Raw genomic sequence first — 24,926 nt, forward strand, 5'->3', positions numbered from 1 at the left:
CGCACCCGGTGAGTGACCGGAGAGCGGGGCCTTCAGTGAGGGCAGGCCTCAGTAACGGCGAGTGATCAGCGCTCGCTTGACCTCGGCGATCGCCTTCGTGACCTCGATGCCGCGCGGGCAGGCGTCCGTGCAGTTGAAGGTCGTGCGGCAGCGCCAGACGCCGTCGCGGTCGTTGAGGATCTCCAGACGCTGCTCGCCGGCCTCGTCACGCGAGTCGAAGATGAAGCGGTGCGCGTTGACGATGGCCGCCGGGCCGAAGTACTGGCCGTCGTTCCAGAAGACCGGGCACGAGGACGTGCAGGCGGCGCAGAGGATGCACTTCGTGGTGTCGTCGAAGCGCTCGCGGTCCTCGGCCGACTGCAGGCGCTCGCGGGTGGGCTCGTTCGTGTCCTTCGTGATGAGGAAGGGCATGACGTCCCGGTACGCCTGGAAGAACGGCTCCATGTCCACGACCAGGTCCTTCAGGACCGTCAGGCCCTTGATGGGCTCGACCGTGATCGGCTTCTCGGGGTTGATGTCCTTGATCAGCGTCTTGCACGCCAGGCGGTTCTTGCCGTTGATCCGCATGGCGTCGGAGCCGCAGATGCCGTGGGCGCAGGAACGGCGGAAGGTCAGCGTGCCGTCGATGTCCCACTTGATCTTGTGGAGACCGTCGAGGACGCGCTCTTTCGGGTCGATCTCCAGCTGGAAGTCTTCCCAGGTCGCCTCGGCCGAGACCTCGGAGTTGAAGCGGCGCACACGGAAGGTGACCGTGATGTACGGGGAGTCGGCGAAGCCGGGCTCGGGGGCCGCGTCCGCCTTGTCCAGGGTCGGGGTTGCCATCAGTACTTACGCTCCATCGGCTGGTAGCGGGTCTGGACGACCGGCTTGTAGTCCAGGCGGACGGTCTCGCTGCCGTCGTCGCCCACCTCGCGGTACGCCATGGTGTGGCGCATGAAGTTGACGTCGTCGCGGTTGGGGTAGTCCTCGCGGTAGTGACCGCCGCGCGACTCCTTGCGGGCCAGGGCGGAGACCGCCATGACCTCGGCCAGGTCCAGCAGGTTGCCCAGCTCGATGGCCTCCAGCAGGTCGGTGTTGAACCGCTTGCCCTTGTCCTGGATCGCCACGTTCCGGTAGCGCTCGCGCAGCTCGGCGATCTTCTCGACGGCCGTCTTGATCGTCTGCTCGGTGCGGAACACCATGACGTTGGCGTCCATGGTCTCCTGCAGCTCACGGCGCAGGACCGAGACCCGCTCGCTGCCCGTGGAGTTGCGCAGCCGCTCGATCTGCTCGACGACCAGGGACTCCGGATTCTCCGGCAGCTCGACGAAGTCGGCCTTCTGGCTGTACTCCGCCGCCGCGATACCGGCCCGCTTGCCGAACACGTTGATGTCCAGCAGCGAGTTGGTGCCGAGGCGGTTCGCGCCGTGCACCGAGACGCAGGCGACCTCGCCGGCCGCGTACAGGCCCGGGACGACGGTGGTGTTGTCCGCCAGGACCTCACCCTCGACGTTGGTCGGGATGCCGCCCATCGCGTAGTGCGCGGTGGGCTGGATCGGGATCGGGTCGGTGTACGGCTCGATGCCCAGGTAGGTACGCGCGAACTCGGTGATGTCCGGGAGCTTGGCGTCGAGCTGCTCCGGCGGGAGGTGCGTGAGGTCCAGGTAGACGTGGTCGCCCTCGGGACCGCAGCCGCGGCCCTCGCGGATCTCCGTGTAGATGGAGCGGGACACGACGTCACGGGACGCGAGGTCCTTCATGACCGGCGCGTACTTCTCCATGAAGCGCTCGCCGTCCTTGTTGCGCAGGATGCCGCCCTCACCACGGGCGCCCTCCGTCAGCAGGATGCCCATGCGCCAGATGCCGGTCGGGTGGAACTGGAAGAACTCCATGTCCTCCAGCGGCAGACCCCGGCGGTAGACCGCCGCCTGGCCGTCACCGGTCAGCGTGTGGGCGTTGGACGTCACCTTGAAGAACTTGCCGCAGCCGCCGGACGCGTAGATCACGGCCTTCGCCTGGAAGACGTGGATCTCGCCGGTCGCCAGCTCGTACGCGACCACACCCGCCGACTTCTTGACGCCGTCGACCTCGGTGATGAGCTGGTCCAGGACGTAGAACTCGTTGAAGAACTCCACGCCCTCCTTGACGCAGTTCTGGTACAGCGTCTGGAGGATCATGTGGCCGGTGCGGTCGGCCGCGTAGCAGGACCGGCGGACCGGGGCCTCGCCGTGGTTGCGGCTGTGACCGCCGAAGCGGCGCTGGTCGATGGTGCCGTTCGGGGTGCGGTTGAACGGCAGGCCCATCTTCTCCAGGTCGAGGACGGAGTCGATGGCCTCCTTCGCCAGGATCTCGGCGGCGTCCTGGTCGACCAGGTAGTCACCGCCCTTGACCGTGTCGAAGGTGTGCCACTCCCAGTTGTCCTCCTCCACGTTGGCCAGCGCGGCGGCCATGCCGCCCTGCGCGGCGCCCGTGTGGGAGCGGGTGGGGTAGAGCTTGGTCAGCACGGCGGTGCGGCTGCGCTTCGTCGACTCGATGGCGGCGCGCATACCGGCGCCACCGGCGCCGACGATGACGGTGTCGTACTTGTGGATCTTCATGATTCTCGCAGCCCCGTGCCTAGCGGATGTTCGGGTCGAAGGTGAAGATCACCAGCGTGCCCAGCAGGATGGTGAACACCGTGGCGGTGTAGAGCAGACCCTTCAGCCACAGCCGGGTGTTCGCGCGCTCCGCGTAGTCGTTGATGACCGTGCGCAGGCCGTTGGCGCCGTGCAGCATGGCGAGCCACAGCATGAGGAGGTCCCACACCTGCCAGAACGGGGACGCCCAGCGGCCGGCCACGAAGGCGAAGCCGATCTTGGAGACGCCGCCGTCCAGCACGAGCTGGATCAGCAGGTGGCCGATGACCAGGACGACCAGCACGATGCCGGACAGGCGCATGAACAGCCAGGCGGCCAGTTCGAAGTTGCCCCGGGTGGACTTGGGGGTCTTCCTGGTGCGCTTGCGCGGGGCCTCGATGAAGGGGGCCGGGTTGTCGACGTTGTAGAGCGAGCCGCCCTCGACGGGGCCGATCCCGGAAGCGGTCTTTTCAGTGGTGACTGAGTTGTTCGACATGGGCGGCGTCAGCTCCCGAAGAGGACTCGAGCGGCGTGGCCGAGGACCGGGTAGATCGCACCGGCCATCAGGACGACCCAGACGCCGACGACGGTCCACAGCATCTGCTTCTGGTAGCGCGGGCCCTTCGACCAGAAGTCGACGGCGATGACGCGCAGGCCGTTGAGCGCGTGGAAGAGGATGGCGGCGACGAGGCCGTACTCCAGCACGGCGACGATCGGCGTCTTGTACGTGGCTACGACCTTGTCGTAGTCCTCGGGGGAGACACGCACGAGAGCGGTGTCCAGCACGTGAACGAACAGGAAGAAGAAGATGAGGACGCCGGTGACTCGGTGAGCCACCCAGGACCACATTCCTTCCCGGCCGCGGTACAGCGTTCCAGCCGGCACGGAAGAACCCTCCGGGAGCGGGGACTAGGGCCGCGCCGGCTTCGGTGTCGGTCGGGCCCGGCCGGGTACGGTCCACCGGCCCCCAGCATCGTAGCGAGACGCTTGCGCTGGGCTCAGCGGGGGGTTGCCTGTGTGATCAAACTGGCATCTAAAGGTGCACGGACGGGCTATTTAGGCGGCTACGGGGTGGGGTGTCCTGTCAATTGCCGGGTGCGGCGCCGTTTGGGCTGGTCGCGCCCCGCGGCGGAGCCGCAGATCGGCACAGCCCCGCGCCCCTGAGGGAGCTGATCAACCGCCCTCTCGCGAGGCGACGGAGTTCCTCCCATGCCACCAGACGTTCCTCTTCGGGATCGTTCGTCAATCGTGATCGGATGCCTTCGAGGATGCGGTCCAGGGCCTCGTTCGGGGTGGTGTCGCTCAGGCTGATGACGAACACGTGTCCGAAACGGGCTTCGTAGGCGGCGTGAGCGGCGCTCAGGGCCGTGTGGGCCGCCGTGTAGGTGCCCTCCGGCAGGGGTGGGAGGGACTCCGCGGCCAGGGCCGCCGTGAGGTCGGCCGGTGCCAGGTCGTACGCCGCCTCGTCCGCCGCGGCCAGGAGGGAGTCGAGGTCCGGGTAGGGGCGGTGGGCGGCGATGCGGCGAGCCCAGTGGACGCTGCGAAGGCAGCCCAGGAGGGTGCTGTGGACCTCGTCCGCGGGCGCGGTGTTGAACCCCTCGACCGCGGTGGCGGGCGGCGGGGTGCGGGTCTGCTCCGGGAGCGCCGGTATGGCCACTCGGGCGGAGGGGTACGGGTGCGCAGGCAGCGTGGGTCCTCGCGTCACATGTGGTGTGTCTGGGGATCTTGTGAAGAGCTGTGTCGTCACGTTATCGAGAGTGGTCAGGCTATGTCCGATGGATGCCCGAATTTCACTCGGACGGGAGAGTTTCGGAGCGTGTGGGTGACGTGTGATCGGCACGCCGGCCGTAGGTTGGAGCGGTGAGTCAGCACAGGCGCCGGGCGTCGGCGCAGAACGTGAGGAGGAAGCGGGCGGTGGCCGCCGTGGCCTTCGTCGGCACGGTCGGGCTCGGTGTGGGGGTCGGGGTCTGGGCCTGGGCGGACGACGGCGGGCCGGCGACGGCGACGTCGGCGCAGCGGTCCGCGGACCGCGGGGCGAACCGGTCGGGCTCCGCCTCGCCGCAGCCGAGTCCCACGCCCAGCCGCTCCTACCCGCTGTCCCAGGCGCCCCGCACGATCCCCGCGGTACGGTCCCACACCTCCGCCCGCGGCCCCGGCTGGCGTCCGGCGCACGGCGAGCGCGTGGTGGTGAGCGACGCCGACCTGGCCGACGAGGGCAGGCTGATCGCCGGTGAGCTGGGCCTGTCGTACGCGGGCGAGCGGGACGACGTGCGCGCCGGGGACGTACGGCTGGCGCTGAACGACGACGAGGGCGCGAACCCGGAGTCGTACACCATGACCGTGCGCGGTGGCCGCGTGAACATAAGCGGGCCCGCCGACGCGGGGGTCTTCTACGGCACGCGCACCCTCAAGCAGGAGGTCCACGGCGGCGGCACCGCCCCGGAGGGCGTCGTGCGCGACCAGCCCGCCAAGCCGCGGCGCGGCTTCAACCTGGACATCGCCCGCAAGCCCTACACCGCCTCCTGGATCGAGGACCGGGTCAAGGAGCTCGGCGATCTGAAGTACAACGAGCTGGGGCTGCACTTCTCCGACGACCAGGGCTTCCGCATCGAGTCCACGAGCCACCCCGAGGTCGTCTCCAAGGACCATCTGACCAAGGCCCAGGTCAAGCGGATCGTCGACCTCGCGGCCGCCCGGCACATCACGGTCGTGCCGGAGATCGACTCGCCCGGACACCTCGGCGCCGTCATCGCCGCCCACCCCGACCTGCAGCTCCGCAACGCGCGGGGCGTCCCCACGCGCGGCGCCGTCGACATCTCCAAGGACAGCGCCGCCACGATCGTGGACGACCTCCTCGACGAGTACGCCGGTCTGTTCCCCGGCTCCCAGTGGAACCTCGGCGGCGACGAGTACCAGGCGCTGACCGTGGCCGACCCGCAGGCCTCCTACCCGCAGCTGGCCGCCGCCGCCCGGCAGGCCTACGGCGCCGACGGAACCGTCTCCGACCTCGCCACCGGCTGGCTGAACGACCGGGCCGACACGCTCCGCGCCCACGACCGCACCATGCGGGCGTGGAACGACGGGTTCTTCCGGCGGACGTCCGTACCGCCCGCGAAGGACCTCCAGGTCGCGTACTGGACCGGCAAGGAGATCGGCGCCCGGCAGCCGGTGGAGTACCTGAGCGCGGGGCGGAAGGTGCTCAACCACAACGACGAGTTCCTCTACTACGTCCTCGGGGAGCCGCAGACCTTCGTCTACCCGACCGGCAAGCGGATCTACGAACAGTGGAACCCGCGGGTCCTGCGCGGCACCACCGCCGTCCCGGCGCGCTACGACGGGCAGATCCTCGGCGGGTCCTTCGCCGTGTGGTCAGACATCGCGAACGCGCAGACCCAGGACCAGGTCGCCGCGGGTATCCGGATGCCGCTGCGGGCGACCGCGCAGAAACTGTGGGATCCCGGAAAACCGGCGCTGACCTGGGCCGAGTTCCAGAAGCTGGCGAACCGCCTCGGCTGAGCACGGTCATATCCGGTGGACGGGAGGCATCCGCGGACCGTATCTTCCGCGTGCCGCACGGGTGCCTCAGGGGAGAGCCGCGCCCGGCGTCTCGTCACGCCTCGGGGGACCCACCGTGATCTGCTCGCGCTGCCATCACTTCGCCGCCATGCCCGGCGGCGCCCTGTGCACCCGCTGCGCGGGCGCGCCGGAGCCGCCCGCCCCGCCGTTCGCCGGGGCGCCCGGCGCCTGGCTGCGCTCGCCGGTCGGGCTCGGCCGGGCCGCGGCGGCGGTGCTCGGACTCGTCATCGCCGCCGACCTGTTCGCGATCTACGCGGACCTGCTGCAGTACGACGTCGCGGGCGACCTCCTGGACGGCGCCCACGGCACGGAGATCCTCCGGCGTGCGGACCGGGCCGACACCCTCTACGGCGCCGCCGGTATCGTCCAGACGGCCGCGCTGCTGGCCGGCATCGTCGTCTACCTGTGCTGGTTCCACCGGGTCCGGGTCAACGCCGAGGTCTTCAGCCCCTTCGGGCACAGCAGGAAGCGCGGCTGGGCGATCGGCGCCTGGTTCACCCCGGTCGTGAACCTCTGGATGCCGCGCCGGATCACCCTCGACATCTGGGACGCCAGCAGCCCGTGGGGCGCGCCCCGTTCGCACGCGCCGGTCAACGCCTGGTGGACCCTGTGGATCATCTCGCTCCTCGCCGACCGGGCCGCGTTCACCTCCTACCGGCGGGCCGACGGCGCGCGGGAGCTGCATGACGCCGCCCGTCTGATGCTCTTCTCCGACACCGTCGACATCGCGGCCGCCGCCCTCGCGGTCTTCGTCGTGCTGCGGCTGACCGGCATGCAGCGGCACAAGGCCCTGGGCGGACCCGCCCCGGTGGCCGAAACCATGCCTCTGTGACACTCCGGGGCCGTCGCACGCAGTAAGGGGAAGTGCGGGCTCCGTAAAGATCGGCGCCCTGGCGAGGGAGGATTCCATGAGCCTGGTGGAACTGATCGCTCAGGCCGACGAACGGGCGCTGGCCGCCAGTGGGCTGGCTTGTCTTGATCGGTGCGTGCCCCTGCTGGGCGGCGATGACGAGGTCCTGCGGCCTTTGTGGGGGAGCCTCGCGGACACCGGCGACTGGACCGAGGGCCTGGAGAAGGCGCGCGCCGCGCTCGGCTCGGCCGACCCGGGGGCCGCGGTCGAGGACCAGGCCGCGCATCTCGCCCGCCGGATGCTCGACGCCGCCCCGGCCGAGTACCCCGGTGCCGGGGTGCGGGTGTGGGCCGACGCCTGCTCCGTGGCCTCCCTCCAGATCCACCGGCTCCTGGACCCCGCCGCCGACGCCTCCTCGGTCGACTCCCGCCGCGAGGGCAGCACGGAAGGGATGCCCCCGCTGGTCGCCGCCGAGCTGCGCCGCCAGGTGGCGGTCCTGGAACTGCTCACCGCCCACGGCGTCGCCGGCCTCCGCGGCGCCCTGGAGACCTCGACCGAGGGCCGCCGGGTCCTGCGCGCGGTGGTCTCCCGACGCGCCCGGGGCCGGGGGTAGGGCGGGGCAGGACCCGCCGCGCTCAGAGCTGCAGCCACTTCACGACGGCCTCGCCGGAGTCCGAGGCGCGGGCGTAGAACTCCTTCAGGCCACGGTGCGCCGCCGCGAAGGCGCCGCGAGTCTGCGGCTCGGCGGCGGGACCGCCGTACCAGGGGAGCAGGTCCGCACGGGAGCCGTGCCACAGGGCCGTGAAGTCGGCCGAGGCGAGGAAAGCGGCGACGGCCGCCGTCTCGGCCGGCGTCAGCAGCAGGAACGGGGGCGTCCCGAGCGCCGAGTGGAACACCGGGCGGCCGCCGAGCACCACCTGGGCGTGCGGGCCGTCCTCCCCGAGGTGCGGCGGCGAGCTCGCGTACAGCAGCTCGTGGTCCAGGTAGCGCTGGTCCAGCACCTCCTCCCGGCGCCGGTCGATCCGTCCCCGGACGGTCTCCCAGTCGTCCTGGAACAGCCGTTCCAGTGAACGCACGTCGTCTCGTAACTCCCCGGGCGGCACCGCGCGGAGGTGGAAGCACATAGCCATCGCAGAAGACAGCGCACAGAAGGACCCGAACGTCACTCCCGGCCTAAACCTCGGTCGCGCGCAGGTCCTGTGACCGTCCTGCGGCCAAGGCGGGGCGGTGTTGGGCGCGTTGCGGGAACGGCCCGGATCCGTGTGACGAAAGGCCCGTCGGCTCCGCTTTCCCCTATGTGACTACCCAGTACGTGACTGAACGGCAGCAGACCAGGCCACAGGCCGCGACGAAGCCCGTGCGGTGGGCGGCGGACACGGTGGCGACGATGCGCGAGGGCGCACGGGTGCGGCTCGACTACTCGGCGCAGAGCCTGTGGCGCGTCGACCGGCTGATCGAGGAGATCCGGCGCGAGGGGCCTCCCGCCGAGGCGGTGCGGGACGTGCTGCGCGGCTTCGGGGCGTACGCCGGTGAGGTGATAACCCGGCAGACCGGCGCCGAGTGGTGGGCGACCGGCGGCGACCACTGGATCCGTACGCCCGACGGACGTCTGTGGGACCCGATCGACGAGGCCCGGCGCTGCTACGGCGGGCACGGGTCGCTGCGGCTGCTGTGCCGGGACGCGACGGCGCAGACCGGACGGCGGAACTGACCCGCCGCCAGGGCGACGGCCGGAGCCGCCACCCCCCACAGGAGAGGCCCCGGCCGTCGCGCGGCACGGGCCGCGCGGCGACCCGTATCTCCTACAGCGTCTTGAGTGCGTTTTCTGTCACACCTCGCCGTGATCCACCGCGTCACGAGTCAGTTGCATCTTGGACGGACATGGACGAGGAGCGGTTTCAGGTCGTAACGTGCCTTTCGCGTCGTAGCGCGAATGCATGATCACTGCAACGATCGGCGGCCTCGGGGCCGCGACCATCTACTGAGGAACCAACCAGGTGCTGGGGGACGACGCGGAGCTGACCGCCGCGGTACGTGCGGCACAGGCCGGGGACGAGACCGCTTTCCGCACGGTCTACCGGGCGGTGCATCCGAGGCTGCTGGGGTACGTGCGGACACTGGTCGGCGACCCGGACGCCGAGGACGTCGCGTCCGAGGCCTGGCTGCAGATCGCCCGCGACCTCGAGCGTTTCACGGGGGACGCGGACCGCTTCCGCGGCTGGGCCGCCCGTATCGCCCGCAACCGGGCCCTGGACCACATACGGATGCGCGGCCGCCGCCCCGTGATCGGCGGCGACGAGACCGAGCTGACCGGCCGGCCCGCCGAGTCCGACACCGCGGGCGAGGCCATGGAGGCCCTGTCCACGGACAGCACCCTCTCCCTCATCGCGCGGCTCCCGCAGGACCAGGCCGAGGCGGTCGTCCTGCGCGTGGTCGTGGGCCTCGACGCCAAGACCGCCGCCGAGACCCTCGGCAAGCGCGCCGGCGCCGTCCGCACGGCCGCCCACCGCGGTCTGAAGCGGCTCGCGGAGCTGATCGGCGCGGATCCGGAATCGGCGGGCGGACTCCAGGCGCTGCCGCCCCAGCGAGAACCGCGCGGACGCGCGGTGACGTCCGGCACTGTGACGCATACGCGGGCGCGGACGCAGAAGGACATGTGATGGCCGACGAGCACTACAGGTGGCTGAACCGCCGAACGGCGGAGCGTCTACTGCGCGGTGAGCCGCTCGAAGCCGTCGACCCCGCCGCCCGCGAGCGGGCAGAACGGCTCGCCGAGGCCCTCGGCGCCCTGTCCGCCGAGGCGGCGCGGGACGAAACGGAACTCCCCGGCGAGGAAGCCGCGCTGGCCGCCTTCCGCAAGGCGCGCGAGGCCCGTGCGGACGCCGCCGCGCAGCTCGCCGCCGGTCACGCGGCCGACGGGTCCGCCGACGTCGGGCTGGTCCGCATCGGCGCCCGGTCCCACGCCGTACGCCGCCCCGGCTGGATCCGCCCCGCGCGCTTGGCGGTCACCGCCGCGCTGGCCGCGGGCGCCCTCGGCGGGGTCGCCATGGCCGCGGGCAGCGGGGTGCTGCCGACGCCGTTCCGCGACCACACCCCCGGCCCCGGCCCCGGTGCCTCGGTGTCGGCCGACCCGAGCCCGCGGGGCCCGGCGGCCTCGCCCTCCCGGGAGGAGACCGGGGACGGAACGAGCGGGCTGCTGCCGCCGGGCGGCGGTGCGAGCGGCACCCCCGGCGGCACCTCCTCGCCCGGGGCGGAACCCGAGAAGTCCGCGGGCGGTGCCACCGGCTCGCCGAACGCGTCCCACGGCGCCGGGACCGTGTGGAGCGGAGCCCCCTCGGCCTGCCGCGACATCCGGGCCGGCAAGGAACTGACGCCCGGCCGCAAGCGCGCCCTGGACGGGGTGGCGGGCGGCTCCGCGCTCGTGTGGAAGTACTGCAAGGGCGTCCTCGGGGCGGCCGGGAACACGAGCGGCGGCGAGGACGGCCACGGCAGGGCCGACCACGGCACCCGCGACGGCGGGGACGGGAAGAAGGGCAACGGCGGTCAGGGCGGTGACGACGACGGCCACGGAGGCCGGGGCGGCGACCACCACCGCGACGGCGGCCTCGGCACGCCCACCCCGCCGACCTTCGCCCCGCTGGTGCCGCAGCACACGGCGGCCACTCCGCTCCCGTCGCCGAGCCCGACGTACACCGCGCTCTGACTCGCTCCGGCGATCACACGCCGCTGACCTGCGCTTTCGTAGGTGGAGAAACTTTTTTGCGGTAACGCGTAACGTTTTCGGGCCCGGGTACGCAGAAGAGAGTGAGCCGACTGGTCATCGGCCGTCGCACTGAGCCGGGGTTCCCCCCGTACCCACGGCTCGTGCACCTGGCGCGGGCGGGACACGTTCCCCCGGTCCCGCCCGCGCCCCGCAACTTCCCACTGCCGCCAGCGCCCCCCTCGCGCTCACCAGTAGACGACGACCTTGTCGCCGTTCCGCACCTGCGCGAACAGAGCCGCGATCGCCGCCTCGTCCCGCACGTTGACGCAGCCGTGGGAGCCGCCGGCGTAGCCGCGCGCGGCGAAGTCGTACGAGTAGTGCACCGCCTGGCCCCCGCTGAAGAACATCGCGTAGGGCATGGGGGAGTCGTAGAGCGTCGACACATGGTGCCGTGACTTCCAGTAGACGTGGTACACCCCCTCCCTCGTGGGGGTGCGCTGCGAGCCGAACCGCACCGCCATCGTGGACACCGTCCGCCCGTCGATCATCCAGCGCAGCGTCCGGCTGGTCTTGCTGATGCACAGCACCCGGCCGGTCAGACAGCGCGGATCGGGTGCGGCGGCCGGCTGACCGCCCATCAGGTACAGCTCCCACTGGCCCGGTTGGCGCGTCATGCCGAGCAGCCGCCGCCAGGTGGCGGCGTCGGTCTCGCCGGTCTGCGGCAGCCCGCGCTTGCGCTGGAAGCCCTTGACCGCCTGCTCGGTCAGGTCGTCGTACGTTCCCGTGGGCCCGTCGAAGAGCCAGCCGATCTGCCGCAGCCGGGCCTGCAGCTCGCGGACCCCCGTACCGCTGTCGCCGCGGGACCACAGGGCCTGGGGCGGTACTGCGGGGGCGGGGCCCGACCCGGGGGCGCGCGGGGTGTCCGAGGCGGGCGTCCGGCTGCCGGGGAGCTCGATGTGCACCGGCGAGCGCTGCTTGCCGTCGGTGTCCGGGACCTGCGCCGTGCAGCCGCAGAGGAGGGCGAGTGCGACGGCGGGGACGAGTGCGGCGGTGACGCGTCCGATGCGACTCATGCCGGAGATGCTTCCCAGCGTGACCGCCGCCGAACAACGGGGCATGGTGAGGAGTACCGAACGCAACTCGGAAGGCACACACCATGGCGCGTGAGTCGGAGTCGGGACTGCCGATCGAGCCGGTCTACGGGCCGGGTGACCTGGCCGGCTGGGACCCCGCCCGGAAACTGGGCGACCCCGGCGCATACCCCTTCACCCGGGGCGTGTACCCCAGCATGTACACCGGCCGGCCCTGGACGATGCGCCAGTACGCGGGTTTCGGCACGGCGGCCGAGTCCAACGCCCGCTACCGCCGGTTGATCGAACACGGCACCACGGGTCTGTCCGTCGCCTTCGACCTGCCGACCCAGATGGGCCACGACTCCGACGCGCCCCTCGCCCACGGCGAGGTCGGCAAGGTGGGCGTGGCCGTCGACTCGATCGACGACATGCGGGTGCTGTTCGGCGGGATCCCGCTGGACCAGGTCTCGACCTCGATGACGATCAACGCGCCGGCGGCGCTGCTGCTGCTCCTCTACCAGCTGGTGGCGGAGGAACAGGGCGTGTCCCCCGGACAGCTCACCGGCACGATCCAGAACGACGTGCTGAAGGAGTACATCGCGCGCGGGACGTACATCTTCCCGCCGAAGCCCTCCCTGCGTCTGACCGCGGACATCTTCCGGTACTGCAAGGCCGAGATGCCCCGGTGGAACACCATCTCGATCTCCGGCTACCACATGGCCGAGGCGGGTGCCTCACCCGCGCAGGAGATCGCCTTCACCCTCGCCGACGGCATCGAGTACGTCCGTACGGCGGTCGCGGCCGGCATGGACGTCGACGACTTCGCGCCCCGGCTGTCCTTCTTCTTCGTCGCCCGTACGACCCTCCTGGAGGAGGTCGCCAAGTTCCGTGCCGCGCGCCGGATCTGGGCGCGGGTGATGCGGGAGGAGTTCGGCGCGCGGGACCCCAAGTCGCTGATGCTGCGCTTCCACACCCAGACGGCGGGGGTCCAGCTGACGGCCCAGCAGCCCGAGGTGAACCTGGTCCGGGTCGCCGTGCAGGCCCTGGCGGCGGTGCTCGGCGGCACGCAGTCCCTGCACACCAACTCCTTCGACGAGGCGATCGCCCTGCCCACGGACAAGTCCGCCCGGCTCGCCCTGCGCACCCAGCAGGTGCTCGCCCATGAGACGGACGTGACCGCGACCGTCGACCCCTTCGCCGGCTCCTACGCGGTGGAGCGGATGACGGACGACGTGGAGACGGCGGCCCTCGACCTGATGCGGAGGGTCGAGGACCTCGGCGGCGCGGTCGCGGCGATCGAGCGGGGCTTCCAGAAGGAGGAGATCGAGCGCAACGCCTACCGCATCGCCCAGGAGACCGACGCGGGCGAACGGGTCGTCGTCGGCGTCAACCGCTTCCAGCTCGACGAGGAGGAACCGTACGAGCCGCTCCGCGTGGACCCGGCGATCGAGGCCCGGCAGGCGCAGCGGCTCGCCCGGCTGCGGGCGGAACGGGACCAGGGCGCGGTGGACTCGGCGCTGGCCGCGCTGAAGAAGGCCGCCGAGGGGGAGGACAACGTGCTGTACCCGATGAAGGAGGCGCTGCGGGGGCGGGCGACGGTGGGGGAGGTGTGCGACGCCCTCCGGGGGGTTTGGGGGAGTTATGTGCCGAGCGATGTGTTCTGAGCTGGGCGGTTACCTCATTTGAGTGATCAGGAGCGGAAATCGTCCGCTCGCGGTTAGTCTCGTGAAGAGTGGCCCCGAAAAGGAGGACGCCATGGCCGTACTGCAGCAAGAACTGCAGCAGGAGCTGACTGTCGGCGAAGTTGCCGACATGCTTGCCCGTGCACTGCCCGGCCGCCGCGTAGAGATCCTCCAGGGGAGGCTCATCGTGACACCGCCGCCGGACGGTTCGCATGCACTGTCGTTGACCTGGCTGGTTGAAGCATTCGGAGGGGCCGGGGCCAGAAAGGTCGGGCTCCGCTACGTTCAAGGCATTGGACTGTGGCTGCCTGCGCTGCCGGACGATTTCGCAGTCCCGGACTTCTCGGTCGTGGACGAGGACTTCCGAGATGCCCTTGTCCGAAAGAACTCCTACGCCCCGAATGTCTTTCGCATGGTCGTGGAGGTCACCTCCCCCTCGAACTGGTCCGATGACCTTCACACCAAGGTCGAGTGCTACGCCCAGGCTGGCATCCCCGCGTATCTCATCGTCAACCGCAAACACGACGAGGTCCTGCTCTACGCCGATCCGGCCGACGGCAAGTACGCCGCCCCCACCCGCTACAAGCGAGGCCAGACCGTCCCCGTCCCCGAGTCCGTAGGCGTCACCCTCGACCTCTCCGTCGACATCCTCCTCGACGGCGACGACTAGCTACCGGCACCCCACCCCCGCCAGGTACTCCCCGACCCCCACCTCAGAATCCCCCGCCCACCCCACGTAACCGTCCGGCCGGACCAGGAACACCCCCGGGCCGTACGACTTCGGGGCCGCCGGGAGCGCCCGCACCCCCGCCACAGGCGCCGCCTCCGCACCGAGCAGGGTCCAGTGCGGCCCCCGGAACGCGTCGAACAGCCGCACCCCGCCCACCGTGCCGTCCGGCGCCCGGTCGCCCGCGCGTACACCGGACGGGGTGGCCCGCCTCTCCTCGCTCAGTGACGACTCCGGGTAGCCCAGCCCGAGCTGGACCGTCGCCTTCCCCCGGCGCACCTCGCCGCGGTGCACGCCCGTCGACAGGCCCAGCATGGCCGCGGCATTGGGGCGGCGCTCCTCCTCGTAGGTGTCCAGCAGTGCCTCGGACGCCCCGTCCCGCAGCACCGCGCCCAGCTTCCAGCCCAGGTTGTAGGCGTCCTGGACGCTGGTGTTCAGTCCCTGCCCGCCCGCCGGCGAGTGCACGTGCGCCGCGTCGCCCGCGAGGAACACGCGGCCCACCCGGAAACGGTCCGCGAGCCCCGTCCGGGGCCGGAACTCCGAGGCCCAGCGCAGCTCGGTGACGTCCCCGGCGTCCAGGTGGGTGTATCCGGCGACCAGCTCGCGGATGCCGTCCAGGGACAGCTCGGGCTCGGTACCCTGCGGCAACCGCCCCGACAGCTGGAAGTCGTCCGTGCCGGCCAGCGGGCACAGCGCGAGGCCGGTGCCGTCGGGCCCGGGGAACGTGTGCCAGTAGTCCCTGTCGAGCCCCTTCAGCCGCACGTCGGCCACCAGGAACGGATGCGGGTCGACCGTCTCGCCGGCCATCCCCACACCCACCGCCCGCCGTACCGCCGAACGTCCGCCGTCGGCCGCGACGACGTACCGCGCGCGCAGGGCCGTACCGTCGGCGAACCGCACGCCCACGCCTTCGGCGTCCTGCTCCAGCCCCGTCACCTCGCGCCCGAAGGCCACCTGCCCGCCCAGCTCCACCAGCCGCGCGTACAGGACCTCCTGGGTGCGCCACTGCGGAACCATCCACGGCTCGGTGTACGGCGCACCCTCCTCCGCCTCCAGCGCCTCGAACAGCGACTCCTCGCCGACCCGTGCACCGTCCTTCCAGACCGTCCGCTCCGGGTAGGGGCCGCCCGCCGCGCGGATCGCGTCGAGGACGCCGAGGTCCTCGAAGACCTCCTGGGTGCGCGGCTGGATCCCCTTCCCGCGCGATCCCGGGAACAGCCGGTCCCCGCGCTCCACGACCAGTGCGTCCACCCCGCGCCGGACCAGGTCGATGCCCAGCGCCAGCCCGGTGGGACCCGCCCCCACGATCAGAACATCCATCACCCATCTCCTTAACACCGTTAAGTGCCGTCGCCGGCAAGAGTGCCCTTAACGCTGTTAAGCTGTCAAGCGTGAGTACGGAACGACGCGCGCCCCTGGACCGCCGACGGGTCGCGGACACGGCGCTGCGGCTGCTGAACGAGGTCGGCCTCGACGGTCTGACCCTGCGGGCCATCGCCAAGGAGCTGGACGTCAAGGCGCCCGCGCTCTACTGGCACTTCAAGGACAAGCAGGCGCTGCTGGACGAGATGGCGACGCAGATGTACCGCCGGATGGCCGCCGGTACCGCGCTCGACCCCGCCGACACCTGGCAGGAGCGGCTGCTCAAGGAGAACCGGGGGCTGCGCACCGCCCTGCTCGGCTACCGCGACGGCGCCAAGGTCTTCAGCGGCTCACGTTTCACCGGCGCCGACCACGGGCGCGAGATGGAGGCGGCCCTGCGCGTCCTCACGTCCGCCGGCTTCACCCTGGCGCAGGCGGTGCGGGCGGCGCGGACCGCGAACGCGTACACCATCGGCTTCGTCACCGAGGAGCAGGGCGTGCGGCCCCTCCCGGGCGAACGCCGGGAGGGCTACGACATCGGGGAGCGCGCCCGCCGCCTGGCCGACTACCCGCTGGCGGCCGAGGCCGGGAAGCTGCTCTTCGACGACTACGACGAGCAGTTCGAGGAAGGCCTGGCCCTGGTCGTGGCGGGAATCGAGGCCCGCTACGGCATCACGTGAGGGCCTCACCGGACACTCCGGGCCTGGCGCAGCGCCCGGGTGAGGACCGGCGGCAGCAGGTCCGCGGCGATGCGGCGGGCGTGGCGCCCGCGCGGTGGGGCGGCGTGGGCGGCCGGCCGGGGCTGCGCGGGGACCGCGGCCGCGGCGGGGGCGGGCTCCTCGGCGTGGTGCCGGGAGAGCGGCAGCACCGGAGCCCGCATGCCCTTGGACTTGAGGCGGACGATGCGGTGCCCGGCGGCCTCCTGCACGCTGAGGTGGCAGTCCGTGCGGGCCCGGACCATGGCCAGCAGCTCCTCCTGCACCGGGCCGGGGTCGCCCCAGGTGCCGTACAGCTTCTGGGTGCTCAGGCAGATCGGCCGCAGTCCCCTGTTGAGCACCGCCTCCCAGGCGGCTATGGAGACGCCCGGCGTGTGCTCGGAGCGGAAGTCGTCCAGGACCACCAGCCCGCCGTCCACCAGCAGATCGCGGGCGGCGCCGATGTCGCCGTACACGTGCTCGTACAGGTGCGAGGCGTCCACGTGCACGAACCGGCAGGAGCGCGGCGCCACCTCGGCCGGCACCAGGGAGCTCGGGCCGTGCAGGACGCGGGGCAGCTCGTCGTGGAAGGCGAGGTAGTTCTCCTCGAAGGCCCGCCGGGTCAGGGTGCCGTACGACTTCGTCGACTCCGCCCGGTTGGCGTCGTCCGGCGCGTCGCCCTCGAAGAGGTCGCACACGGTGAACCGCTCGCCCTCGCGCAGCCGGCGCCCGGTGAAGATCGCGCTCTTGCCGAGGTACACCCCGATCTCCACCAGGTCGCCCCGCAACCCGGTGCGCTCCTGCCGGTCGAGGAACCAGTCGAAGAGCACCTGGTCGAGAACGGGGAACCAGCCGGGGACGTCGTCGAACGTGCGGGGCGGTCGGACCGGTCGTGAGGTGGCGGGCATGGGCACTCCCTGGTTGAGCCGTGAACTGCCACACGCCTGCCCAAGGAGGGATTTCCATGCCCGGCCCCCGGTGAATTCGGGGCCAATTCCAGCGGTGTTCGCGGTTAATGCCGGACCGGCGGACGGGACAGCGCCGCACGTATGCGCGGGGTCAGCGGCTTCTCCACGTACCGATTCAGCAGCCAGGCGAGGACCAGCATGAAGAGGACCGTCAGCAGGAAGGTCCCGTAGGAGGGGATGTGCAGGTTCCGGTGCAGGACCTTGATGACCACCCAGCCCAGGTGCTCGTGCACCAGGTAGAAGGGGTACGTCAGGGCCCCGGCCACCGTCAGCCAGCGCCAGTTCGCCCACCCCAGCCAGCCGAGCGCTATCGCCGCGACCGCGATGAAGCCCAGCGTCACCACCAGGATGATGCCGAACGAGGTGCGGTGGGCGAAGGCGTGCGGGTTCGCGGCGTTCCACAGGCTCTTCACCGCGTAGTGCTGCCCGATCAGCCAGCTCACCGCCACGATGCCCCACGCGTAGACGTCACGCCGGTCGCGGTGGACCAGGTAGAGCCCGACGCCGCCCACGAAGAACGGCGCGTACTCCGGCATCAGCACGATGTCCAGCAGCGGCTGGTGCGCGCCCTGTGCGATCGCCGCCGCCAGCGTCCAGCCCGCGCAGAAGAGGATGACGCGCCGGCGGCTCGCGCCGGGCAGCACGATCAGCAGCGCGAACAGCGCGTAGAAGCGGACCTCCGCCCACAGCGTCCAGCACACGCCCAGCACCCGCTCCGCGCCCAGCGGCTGCTGCAGCATGGTCAGGTTCACCAGGAAGTCGCTCGGCGACACCGTCTTGTAGGCGACCGCGGGCAGTGCGAACACGCCCGTGACGAGGATGACCGCCACCCAGTAGGCGGGCAGCAGCCGGGACGCGCGGGAGGCGAAGAACGACTTGAGGGGCCGCCCCCAGCCGCTCATGCAGATCACGAATCCGCTGATCACGAAAAAGACCTGGACACCGAGGCAGCCGTACGCGAAATACGTGTGCAGGGCGGGGAACTGGTGCTGCGGGCTGCTTCCCCAGGCCTTGGTGACATCGCCGTCCCGGCCGCCGTAGTGGTACGCGGCCACCATCAGCGCAGCGACCAGCCGCAACCCGTCCAGGGCCCGTAGCCGGCCTCCGCCGGCCGGCACCACCGGGGGTGGTCCGGGCGGAGTGCCTTCCTGAACGGGTGCTGCCGAGGCGGGTTGCGACCTCGCCGTCGTCACGACCGTTTCGGTCATGCTGGTATCCCTCGCAATGCACTGAGGATCGTCAATCAAGACCATATGAGTTCACCCTGTGGTCCTCTGTTCGACCGCCACACACTTCGCTGAGCGGTCGCCAGCGGTTCACCTGGGCGTCGCATTGGTTTCCTTCCGTTCGCCCGCGCGGCCGTCGCCGCACCAGGCCTGTCTCACCCGGACCGCGGCAACCGGGCCGAGCGATCGGCGAGTTCGTGAGCGTGCTCGTCGAGTCCGGCGGAGCTGCAGAAACAGAAAAGCTCCTCGCCGTCGTGCGGTGCTGAGCACTTCACACAACGGCAAGGAGCTTCTCCGCCGGGATCCGGTGGCTGTGCGTTCTCCCTGCCCTCAGCGGCGTACCGCCTTCTGCAGGGCCTTCGCCCGGCGTACCACCCGGCGGGCCGTGGCGTTGCGGGGGATGAAGGCCAGCCGGTCGGGGATGCCGCCGGGCAGGCCGAGGGCGGTGAGGCGCCTGCGCTTGAAGTAACGCTTGGTGCGCGGGCCGAGGTGCGTCGACAGGTAGCGTTCCGCCGCCGGTCGCAGCCCCGGGTAGATCTGCGGCTGCATGGCGAAGGAGACCGCGGTGACCAGGGCGCCCAGGGTGTCGGCGGCGACCGGTGCCTCGCCCTTGCCGCCCGACAGGTCCGGCACCAGCGCGTCGGCGAGGACCGCGGGCACCCGGTTGCTGTTCTGGTAGGGCGCGAGACGGTCCAGCAGCCGCTCGGTGCCGAGGCGGGCGACGGGCAGGCCGTAGAACGCGGAAGCGGTGAACAGCGCGGTGGAGAAGCAGCCGACGACCAGTGCGGGCGGGGTCCGCTCGAACAGCACCTCGGCGAGCACGGGCACGTCCAGCACGGTGAGGTCCACGCCCAGCTTCGCGGCCTCGTCCTCCAGGGCACGGCTGTAACGGGCCGGCGCGGTCGGGTGCGGCTTGAAGACGATGCTGCGGTGGCCGCGCTCGACCGCCCCGCGCATCATCCGCACATGCAGGTCCTCCTCCTCGTCGGGGGTGAGGATGTCCAGCGCGGACAGGTACTGGCCGAGCAGCAGCGCCGCGCCCTCGGGCAGCGCGGGCAGGTCCGTGACCGTCGCCGCGAGCTCGCCCATCACCTTCAGGAACGCGGCCGTCGGCACGACCTGCGCGCGCACGTCGAACTCGGTGAGCAGCATGGGCGTCAGCCCCGGCACCAGGTCCAGGTGCAGCAGGCGGCGCACCCGCGTGCCGACCAGGGGGTCGATCTTGTTGCGGGTGGGGCCGTAGCTCATCAGACCGTCGGCGTAGACGTCGACGACGGCCTCGGTGAACAGCTGGGCCACGGTCAGCGCGGGGGTGACCTGGATGGACTCCAGGACCAGTTCCACGTCGTCGTCGCCGAGGTCCCACAGCAGCCGCAGATAACGCTCGAACAGGGGGATGTCGTCCGAGCGCGGCGTCCAGCCGCCGGGATGGAAGGGGCGGATGGCCTCGTTCCAGGACAGCACCGCGTCGAAGTGGTCGCGCAGCGGCTCGAAGCCCGGCATGGCGTCGACCGCCGGGGTGATCTCCGGGGTCGTGGAGTTGTTGAAGACCAGCAGGAGGCTGCGGTCCACCTCCTCGAAGCAGCCCGAGTCGAGCGCGGCGGCCAGGGTGGCGGCGCCGTACAGGGTGGAGACGCAGAAGATGCGGGTGGTACGGGGCATCAGGCAGCCGCCTTCGCTGTGGTGATCCGGCGCCGCAGCCGCCGCAGCTTGGAGGAGCGGTCGAAGTCCATGGTGTCGAGCACGTCGCCGAGCGCGTCCTGGGGCATGCGCTGGATGGCCGCCGCGCTCATCGACCGCAGCTGCCTGGCCACGGCCGGCTCCCACTTGCTCTGGTCGGAGAGGTGGTGGGCGATGATCGCGCAGTAGGTGCGGACCGCCTTCGGCAGCAGCCGGTCGGCGTCCGGGTCCGCGGCCGTCTCCTCGATGACCTGGTCGAACGCGCGGATGAAGTCCAGCTGGCGGACATCACCGATCTGGGTGAGGGAGGATGCGACACCGCGCCGGTAGAACACGCCCAGCAGGCTCACCACCGCGAACGACTCCGCCTCGCGGTGCAGCTTCCAGATCCACGGCCGGTCCTCGGCGGTGCGCAGCCCGTCGGTGAAGTGCAGCAGGCGCTTGTCCAGCAGCCGGCGGTGGTAGATCCCGGCCCAGGCGTAGGCGTAGTCCACCGAGGTCGACCGGTCGGCGGGCAGTATCGCGTCGCGCGGGTTCATGACGTGGCGGCGCCGCCCGTGCGGCACCCGGTGCACCGTCCGTGCGCGGGCCGTGGCCTGGACATGGTCGGTGCGGAGGAAGTCGCACCCCAAATCCTCGATGGCGGCCACCAGCTGGGCGTAGTAGCCCGGGGCCAGCCAGTCGTCGCCGTCCAGGAACGTGAGGTACTCGCCCTGCGCCGCGTCCAGGCCGGTGTTGCGCGCGGTGGCGAGTCCTCCGTTCTTCTCATGGCGGATGTAACGCACCTGCGCCACGTCGGAAAGCTCTTCGGCAGCGCGTTCGAGAATCGCCGGCGTCCCATCCTTCGAATGATCATCCACCAGGACGAACTCGAAGTCGGAACGGGCGTTCAGGCGAAGGCTTCGGAGGGTGTCAAGGGCGTATTGCTGCACGTTGTAGAACGGCACGATCACGGAAAGCTTTGGCACTCGCGAAACACTAGAAGGCCGCCCGGCTGAGCAACTTTCGGGTATTCGTACAGAGGGTGAACTCCATGTGTCGGATCGGTGCATCCCGTGTACTTCTCGGGCTCCAGCAGGCCAGTTGGGCCCACGGCGATGTGTTGTTAACTTTTTGTTGAGATGCGGTTGGGCTTTACCTAGGAATTGCTTCCTAGCGTCTTCGTCGTGCCACCAAGTACACCGAAGCCCACGCGAATCGCGGTACTCGCGGACTCCGACACCCGATGGAAATGGGGTGCGCTGACCGCGGCTCGTATCGCGCCGGGCCCGTCCATGGAATCCGCAGCGCACGAGGCCGCGCAAGGGGGCCCCGAGCTCAGCGGGTTCCTGCTGCGCGGCCGGGCGACGCCGACCCCGCGCCAGCTGGCCGAGGTGGGCGTCACCGCCGACTCGCTGCGCGAGGTCACGGCGGTCGAGTTCCTGCGCGCCATGGCCGAGGAGTCGTACGACATCGTCGTGCTCGCCCTCGTCGGTGGCGGTGTGCAGGCGGTGCTGCACGGCCTCAAGCGGGTCTGGGAGGGCCGTTCGAAGCGTCCCGTCGTCGTCACCGGCTACGTCGGTGTCGTCTACGAGAAGCTCGCCGACGGCCTGCTGCTCCGGCACGGCGCGGACCTCGTCCTCGCCAACTCCCGCCAGGACGCGGACCGTTTCCGGGACGTGTACGAGGGCGTGGGCGCCGACGCCTCGGCGGTCACCGAGGTGGCACTGCCGTTCCTCGGCGGCACCCCGTACGAGGGCGAACACGACCTCTCTGCGGAGCAAGGGCGCAGGCCCTACACCGTGGTGTTCGCGGCCCAGCCCTCCGTGCCGGACAGCCGCAGGGACCGTATCTACCTGCTGGAGCGCCTGGTCAAGCACGCGCGCCTGCACCCCAACCGCGAAGTGCTGCTCAAACTGCGCTCCAAGCCGGGCGAGCACACCACGCACATCGAGGAGCTGCCCTACCAGAAGCTGGTGCAGCGGCTGGACCCGCCCGCCAACTTCCGCCTCGTGTACGGGAACATGGGCGAGGTCCTCGACCGCACCGACCTGCTGGTGACGATCAGCTCCACCGCCGCGCTGGAGTCCCTGCACCGCCGTATCCCGACCGTCGTCCTCACCGACCTCGGCGTCCGCGAGACCCTCGGCAACCACCACTTCGTCGGCTCCGGCTGCCTGGCCTCCTGGGACCAGCTCGACGCCGGGCACCGGCCGGCACCCGAGCCCGCATGGGTGGCCCGGCAGGGCGTCGCCGCCGACGGCGACTACGCCACCGCCTTCGACGCGGCGCGCGAGCGGATCGCCAAGCTGCTCGCCCAGCCCGGCGGCCTCGCGCCGCTGACCCCGTACTACACACCCGCGACCGCGCCCGGCTACCTGCCCGGCATCCTCGCCCGCCACCACCTCGGCCCGGACGGCAGCCCGCTGCCCGGCGCGCCCGCCGCCGACAAGGAGCCCGGACCCGTCCGGCAGATCGTCCGCCGGGCGGCGCGCGGCGCCTACCGGCACGGAGTGCAGCGGGTGGCGCCCGTCATCCGGCGGATGGGGGAGCTGTGAGTCCTCAAGGAGAAACACCCATGTCCGACACGTCAGCCGGGGTGCGCCGCGTCCTCGCGGTGATCCCCGCGCGGGGCGGCTCCAAGGGAGTGCCCGCCAAGAACCTGGCCCCCGTCGGCGGCGTCCCGCTCGTCGCCCGGGCCGTCCGCGAGTGCCTGGCCAGCCGCCTCGTCACGGACGTGGTCGTCTCCACCGACGACCAGGCCATCGCCGCCGTGGCACGCGAGGCGGGCGCCGAGGTCGTGCTGCGCCCGGCCGCCATCGCCGGGGACACCGCCACCTCCGAAGCGGCCGTCCTGCACGCGGTGGACGCCCACGAGGCCCTGCACGGCGCCTCCGTCGACGTGGTCCTCCTGGTGCAGTGCACCAGCCCGTTCATCGTCCGCGAGGACATCGACGGGGTGGCGGGCGCGGTCGTGGAGAACGGCGCGGACACCGCGGTGACCGTGGCCCCGTTCCACGGTTTCGTCTGGCGTGAGGCGGCCGGTGAACCCGCCGCGGACGGCGGGACCGGGACCGCCTCAGGCCACGGCGTCAACCACGACAAGTCCTTCCGCCCGCGCCGCCAGGACCGCCCCCAGGACTTCCTGGAGACCGGCGCCGCCTACGCCATGGACGCGGCCGGCTTCCGCGAGCACCAGCACCGCTTCTTCGGCCGCACCGAACTCGTGCGCACCGACCCCGCGCGCGTGCTGGAGATCGACGACCCGCACGACCTGGCCCGCGCCCGCGCGCTGGCCCCCCTCTTCGACGCGGACCGCCCCGGTTCGCTGCCGACCGCCGACGACATCGACGCGGTCGTACTGGACTTCGACGGCACCCAGACCGACGACCGGGTGCTGGTCGACTCCGACGGACGGGAGTTCGTCTCCGTGCACCGCGGCGACGGCCTCGGCATCGCCGCCCTGCGCAGGAGCGGACTGAAGATGCTGATCCTGTCCACGGAACAGAACCCGGTCGTCGCCGCCCGCGCCCGGAAGCTCAAGCTCCCGGTGCTGCACGGCATCGACCGCAAGGACCTCGCCCTCAAGCAGTGGTGCGAGGAGCAGGGCATCGCGCCGGAGCGCGTGCTCTACGTCGGCAACGACGTCAATGACCTCCCGTGCTTCGCCCTCGTCGGCTGGCCCGTGGCGGTCGCGAGCGCCCACGACGTCGTGCGCGGCGCCGCACGCGCGGTCACCACCGTCCCCGGTGGCGACGGCGCGATCCGAGAGATCGCCAGCTGGATCCTCGGCCCCTCTCTCGATTCCCTCACCAAGTAAGGACATCTCCACCATGAGCACCAACTCCCGTATCCGTAACCTCGGTCCGCGTCAGGCCGGCCCCGGCCGCCCCGTCTACATCTGCGGCGAGATCGGCATCAACCACAACGGTGAGCTGGAGAACGCCTTCAAGCTGATCGACGTGGCCGCCGAAGCCGGCTGTGACGCCGTCAAGTTCCAGAAGCGCACCCCGGAGATCTGCACCCCGCGCGACCAGTGGGACATCGAGCGCGACACCCCCTGGGGCCGGATGACCTACATCGACTACCGCCACCGCGTGGAGTTCGGCGAGGACGAGTACCGCAAGATCGACGCGTACTGCAAGGAGAAGGGCATCGCCTGGTTCGCCTCCCCGTGGGACACCGAGGCCGTCGCCTTCCTCGAGAAGTTCGACGTCCCGGCCCACAAGGTGGCCTCCGCCTCCCTGACGGACGACGAGCTGCTGCGGGCCCTGCGCGCCACCGGCCGCACGATCATCCTCTCCACCGGCATGTCGACCCCGAAGCAGATCCGCCACGCCGTCGAGGTCCTGGGCAGCGACAACATCCTGCTCTGCCACGCCACCTCGACCTACCCGGCCAAGGCCGAGGAGCTCAACCTCCGCGTGATCAACACGCTGGAGAAGGAGTACCCGAACGTTCCGATCGGCTACTCCGGCCACGAGACCGGTCTGCAGACCACGCTGGCCGCCGTCGCCCTCGGCGCCGCCTTCGTCGAGCGCCACATCACCCTCGACCGCGCGATGTGGGGCTCCGACCAGGCCGCCTCCGTCGAGCCCCAGGGCCTGCAGCGCCTGGTCCGCGACATCCGCACCATCGAGGCCTCCCTCGGTGACGGCGTCAAGAAGGTCTACGACTCCGAGCTCGGCCCCATGAAGAAGCTGCGCCGTGTCAGCGGCGTCGTCGCCGAGGCGGAGATCGCCGCGGCGGCGGGCGAGCCGGTCACGGTGTGAGAACGGGCCCCACCAGCCCCTTACGACGGGACGGTCGTA

The 24,926-nt window shown here is 71.2% G+C and carries 24 protein-coding genes; 12 read left to right on the forward strand and 12 right to left on the reverse strand.

The genetic code is table 11. The features are described from left to right. Window positions 1-48: 48 nt before the first annotated feature. The 5 genes from ACFY0F_RS11155 to ACFY0F_RS11175 all read right to left on the reverse strand — a co-directional run bounded on the left by ACFY0F_RS11155 (window position 49) and on the right by ACFY0F_RS11175 (window position 4,299). The gene (locus tag ACFY0F_RS11155; protein WP_388791837.1) at window positions 49-822 is read right to left on the reverse strand and encodes a succinate dehydrogenase iron-sulfur subunit; all 774 of its coding nucleotides are present in this window, start codon (window positions 820-822) and stop codon (window positions 49-51) included. Further along, on the reverse strand, window positions 822-2,576 hold the full coding sequence (gene sdhA, locus ACFY0F_RS11160) for a succinate dehydrogenase flavoprotein subunit (RefSeq protein WP_388791839.1): 1,755 nt from the start codon (window positions 2,574-2,576) through the stop codon (window positions 822-824). The genes ACFY0F_RS11155 and sdhA overlap by 1 nt, the downstream gene beginning before the upstream one ends. 19 nt (window positions 2,577-2,595) lie before the next feature. After that, entirely contained in the window at window positions 2,596-3,090 is a 495-nt protein-coding gene (locus ACFY0F_RS11165) for a succinate dehydrogenase hydrophobic membrane anchor subunit (RefSeq protein ID WP_388791841.1), read from the reverse strand. A gap of 8 nt (window positions 3,091-3,098) precedes the next feature. Next, entirely contained in the window at window positions 3,099-3,479 is a 381-nt protein-coding gene (gene sdhC / locus ACFY0F_RS11170; RefSeq protein ID WP_388791843.1) for a succinate dehydrogenase, cytochrome b556 subunit, read from the reverse strand. 199 nt (window positions 3,480-3,678) lie between these two features. Further along, window positions 3,679-4,299: a 2-oxo-4-hydroxy-4-carboxy-5-ureidoimidazoline decarboxylase gene (locus ACFY0F_RS11175; protein WP_388791845.1), complete on the reverse strand. Its 621-nt coding sequence runs from the start codon at window positions 4,297-4,299 to the stop codon at window positions 3,679-3,681. A 155-nt stretch (window positions 4,300-4,454) separates the two neighbouring features. Between ACFY0F_RS11175 and ACFY0F_RS11180 the strand changes: the two genes are divergently transcribed. The 3 genes from ACFY0F_RS11180 to ACFY0F_RS11190 all read left to right on the forward strand — a co-directional run bounded on the left by ACFY0F_RS11180 (window position 4,455) and on the right by ACFY0F_RS11190 (window position 7,633). Then, on the forward strand, window positions 4,455-6,110 hold the full coding sequence (locus ACFY0F_RS11180) for a glycoside hydrolase family 20 protein (RefSeq protein ID WP_388791847.1): 1,656 nt from the start codon (window positions 4,455-4,457) through the stop codon (window positions 6,108-6,110). Window positions 6,111-6,225: 115 nt separating this feature from the next. After that, window positions 6,226-7,002, forward strand: a complete 777-nt coding sequence (locus tag ACFY0F_RS11185; RefSeq protein WP_388791849.1) for a DUF4328 domain-containing protein — start codon at window positions 6,226-6,228, stop codon at window positions 7,000-7,002. A 76-nt stretch (window positions 7,003-7,078) separates the two neighbouring features. Then, window positions 7,079-7,633 carry a hypothetical protein gene (locus ACFY0F_RS11190; RefSeq protein WP_388791851.1) on the forward strand — a complete coding sequence of 185 codons (555 nt, stop codon included), beginning with the start codon at window positions 7,079-7,081 and terminating at the stop codon, window positions 7,631-7,633. 22 nt (window positions 7,634-7,655) lie between these two features. On the opposite strand, the gene ACFY0F_RS11195 is transcribed toward ACFY0F_RS11190, so the two are convergent. Further along, complete coding sequence (locus ACFY0F_RS11195) at window positions 7,656-8,096, reverse strand: DUF1877 family protein (RefSeq protein WP_388791853.1); 441 nt, start codon at window positions 8,094-8,096, stop codon at window positions 7,656-7,658. 236 nt (window positions 8,097-8,332) lie between these two features. Here ACFY0F_RS11195 and ACFY0F_RS11200 point away from each other — a divergent pair, with 236 nt between their 5' ends. The 3 genes from ACFY0F_RS11200 to ACFY0F_RS11210 all read left to right on the forward strand — a co-directional run bounded on the left by ACFY0F_RS11200 (window position 8,333) and on the right by ACFY0F_RS11210 (window position 10,723). After that, window positions 8,333-8,731: a hypothetical protein gene (locus ACFY0F_RS11200; RefSeq protein WP_388791855.1), complete on the forward strand. Its 399-nt coding sequence runs from the start codon at window positions 8,333-8,335 to the stop codon at window positions 8,729-8,731. Between the two features lie 286 nt (window positions 8,732-9,017). After that, window positions 9,018-9,680 carry an RNA polymerase sigma factor gene (locus tag ACFY0F_RS11205; RefSeq protein ID WP_388791857.1) on the forward strand — a complete coding sequence of 221 codons (663 nt, stop codon included), beginning with the start codon at window positions 9,018-9,020 and terminating at the stop codon, window positions 9,678-9,680. Then, on the forward strand, window positions 9,680-10,723 hold the full coding sequence (locus tag ACFY0F_RS11210) for a hypothetical protein (RefSeq protein ID WP_388791859.1): 1,044 nt from the start codon (window positions 9,680-9,682) through the stop codon (window positions 10,721-10,723). Before ACFY0F_RS11205 ends, ACFY0F_RS11210 begins: the two co-directional genes overlap by 1 nt. A gap of 245 nt (window positions 10,724-10,968) precedes the next feature. Here ACFY0F_RS11210 and ACFY0F_RS11215 read toward each other — a convergent pair whose 3' ends face one another. Next, entirely contained in the window at window positions 10,969-11,796 is an 828-nt protein-coding gene (locus ACFY0F_RS11215; RefSeq protein ID WP_388791861.1) for a L,D-transpeptidase family protein, read from the reverse strand. A gap of 83 nt (window positions 11,797-11,879) precedes the next feature. Here ACFY0F_RS11215 and ACFY0F_RS11220 point away from each other — a divergent pair, with 83 nt between their 5' ends. Next, window positions 11,880-13,460 carry a methylmalonyl-CoA mutase gene (locus ACFY0F_RS11220; RefSeq protein WP_388791863.1) on the forward strand — a complete coding sequence of 527 codons (1,581 nt, stop codon included), beginning with the start codon at window positions 11,880-11,882 and terminating at the stop codon, window positions 13,458-13,460. A gap of 91 nt (window positions 13,461-13,551) precedes the next feature. Then, window positions 13,552-14,148: a Uma2 family endonuclease gene (locus ACFY0F_RS11225; protein WP_388791865.1), complete on the forward strand. Its 597-nt coding sequence runs from the start codon at window positions 13,552-13,554 to the stop codon at window positions 14,146-14,148. On the opposite strand, the gene ACFY0F_RS11230 is transcribed toward ACFY0F_RS11225, so the two are convergent. Beyond that, a complete protein-coding gene (locus tag ACFY0F_RS11230) occupies window positions 14,149-15,525 on the reverse strand; it encodes an FAD-dependent monooxygenase (RefSeq protein ID WP_388791867.1) in 1,377 nt (458 codons plus the stop codon). It lies immediately after the preceding gene. A gap of 71 nt (window positions 15,526-15,596) precedes the next feature. Between ACFY0F_RS11230 and ACFY0F_RS11235 the strand changes: the two genes are divergently transcribed. Further along, window positions 15,597-16,247, forward strand: coding sequence for a TetR/AcrR family transcriptional regulator C-terminal domain-containing protein (locus ACFY0F_RS11235; protein ID WP_388791869.1), 651 nt, complete (start codon window positions 15,597-15,599; stop codon window positions 16,245-16,247). Window positions 16,248-16,252: 5 nt separating this feature from the next. Here the strand turns inward: ACFY0F_RS11235 and ACFY0F_RS11240 are convergent, their stop codons facing one another. The 4 genes from ACFY0F_RS11240 to ACFY0F_RS11255 all read right to left on the reverse strand — a co-directional run bounded on the left by ACFY0F_RS11240 (window position 16,253) and on the right by ACFY0F_RS11255 (window position 21,104). Next, a complete protein-coding gene (locus ACFY0F_RS11240) occupies window positions 16,253-17,170 on the reverse strand; it encodes a class I SAM-dependent methyltransferase (protein ID WP_388791871.1) in 918 nt (305 codons plus the stop codon). 104 nt (window positions 17,171-17,274) lie between these two features. Continuing rightward, window positions 17,275-18,438 (reverse strand): acyltransferase family protein, encoded by a 1,164-nt coding sequence (locus tag ACFY0F_RS11245; protein WP_388791873.1) that lies wholly within the window; start codon window positions 18,436-18,438, stop codon window positions 17,275-17,277. A 348-nt stretch (window positions 18,439-18,786) separates the two neighbouring features. Continuing rightward, the gene (locus ACFY0F_RS11250) at window positions 18,787-20,118 is read right to left on the reverse strand and encodes an alpha-2,8-polysialyltransferase family protein (RefSeq protein ID WP_388791875.1); all 1,332 of its coding nucleotides are present in this window, start codon (window positions 20,116-20,118) and stop codon (window positions 18,787-18,789) included. Beyond that, the gene (locus ACFY0F_RS11255) at window positions 20,118-21,104 is read right to left on the reverse strand and encodes a glycosyltransferase family 2 protein (protein ID WP_388791877.1); all 987 of its coding nucleotides are present in this window, start codon (window positions 21,102-21,104) and stop codon (window positions 20,118-20,120) included. The genes ACFY0F_RS11250 and ACFY0F_RS11255 overlap by 1 nt, the downstream gene beginning before the upstream one ends. Window positions 21,105-21,302: 198 nt before the next feature. On the opposite strand from ACFY0F_RS11255, the gene ACFY0F_RS11260 reads away from it, so the two are divergent. The 3 genes from ACFY0F_RS11260 to ACFY0F_RS11270 are packed head-to-tail and all read left to right on the forward strand — an operon-like array spanning window position 21,303 to window position 24,887. Next, a complete protein-coding gene (locus ACFY0F_RS11260) occupies window positions 21,303-22,673 on the forward strand; it encodes a DUF6716 putative glycosyltransferase (protein ID WP_388791879.1) in 1,371 nt (456 codons plus the stop codon). A 20-nt stretch (window positions 22,674-22,693) separates the two neighbouring features. Continuing rightward, window positions 22,694-23,935, forward strand: coding sequence for a cytidylyltransferase domain-containing protein (locus ACFY0F_RS11265; RefSeq protein ID WP_388791881.1), 1,242 nt, complete (start codon window positions 22,694-22,696; stop codon window positions 23,933-23,935). A gap of 13 nt (window positions 23,936-23,948) precedes the next feature. After that, on the forward strand, window positions 23,949-24,887 hold the full coding sequence (locus ACFY0F_RS11270; RefSeq protein ID WP_388791883.1) for an N-acetylneuraminate synthase family protein: 939 nt from the start codon (window positions 23,949-23,951) through the stop codon (window positions 24,885-24,887). Window positions 24,888-24,926: the final 39 nt, after the last annotated feature.

This window comes from Streptomyces sp. NPDC001544 (genome assembly GCF_042894285.1).
Lineage (GTDB): Bacteria > Actinomycetota > Actinomycetes > Streptomycetales > Streptomycetaceae > Streptomyces.